Source organism: Vibrio sp. 2130-1, assembly GCF_033339515.1.
In genome coordinates, this window is sequence record NZ_JAWOUT010000444.1 from 1 (window position 1) to 615 (window position 615).

At 48.6% G+C, this 615-nt stretch carries 1 protein-coding gene; it reads left to right on the top strand.

Annotated elements, in window-relative coordinates:
• Positions 1-9: 9 nt before the first annotated feature.
• The coding region (locus R7Q09_RS26735; protein WP_318144021.1) for an NUDIX domain-containing protein at positions 10-615 on the top strand (606 nt) is incomplete at its 3' end.

Here is a 615-nt window from a genome sequence, read left to right on the forward strand (position 1 = left end):
GACCCAACCATGATCGTAACTGTCGACATTATTCCATTCAGGCTATCTGGCTGTGCCGATAAAGGATTGGAAGTGTTGCTGATTAAACGTTCAAATCCGAATCGGCCTTACCATGGTGTCTGGGCATTACCGGGCGGGTTTGTCTTTGATAAAGACTTGACCAGCGAAGGCGGACGTCCGGCAGATGAAAACTTTGAAGCGGCGCGCCGACGCATTTGCCGCGAGAAGATTCATACCTATCCTCGTCACTTCAGCGAAGCGTTTATCGACGGTGATCCTAAGCGCGATCCGGAAGATTGGAGCTTAAACATCACCCACTACGCATTGGTTGACCGCAATAACGTCGAGCAAATCAACAATGCTGGCGTGCCCGAGTGTCAGCTCAAATGGTTCCCATTGCAGGCGATCCTCAATGGAGAAGAAACCCTAGCGTTTGACCACCAAAAAACCATCGAAAAAGCATGGCAGAAACTGCGTGCTTCGATTGAGTACACATCAGTGCTGCTGTTCGCACTCGATAAAGAATTTTTGGTCGCTGACATCATTTCTGCATATCAAGAATTTGGCATCGACATCAGCCGCATGACTATAAAACGCCGTTTGATTGACTCAGGT